The sequence below is a fragment of the Actinospica acidithermotolerans genome, assembly GCF_018139625.1.
Classification (GTDB): Bacteria; Actinomycetota; Actinomycetes; order Streptomycetales; family Catenulisporaceae; genus Actinospica; species Actinospica acidithermotolerans.
Map to the genome: position 1 here is coordinate 1 of NZ_JAGSOH010000419.1, position 380 is coordinate 380.

Annotated in this window: 1 pseudogene; it reads right to left on the minus strand. The window is 72.4% G+C overall.

Annotation, left to right across the window (positions count from 1 at the left end):
- A pseudogene (locus KDK95_RS35365) lies at nucleotides 1-221 on the minus strand (hypothetical protein); the annotation flags it as partial.
- Between the last annotated feature and the right edge of the window lie 159 nt (nucleotides 222-380).

Here is a 380-nt window from a genome sequence, read left to right on the forward strand (position 1 = left end):
TTCGCACCCGCAGCAGTCGCCACCGCCACCGCCACCGCCACCGCCACTGGCACCGGCGAGGCACCAGCCACACCGGTAGACCCCGGCTCCGCCGCACCGGTGGACTCCGACTCCGCCGCACCGGTGGACTCCGACTCCGCCACGCCGGTGGACCCCGACTCCGCCACGCACGTGGACTCCGGCTCCGCCACGCCGGTGCACGTGGACTCCGACTCCGCCACGCCGGTGGACCCCGGCTCCGCTATACCCGACCCGGATGCTGCACCCGAAGCGGAAGCCGCATCGGATGGGGAATCTCCTTCCACCGTTGCCTCAGCGTCTGAACCAGACCTTGGCGTCGGGGCGGGCGCGGACGAAGCCGGGTCTGATGTGGTAGAGCC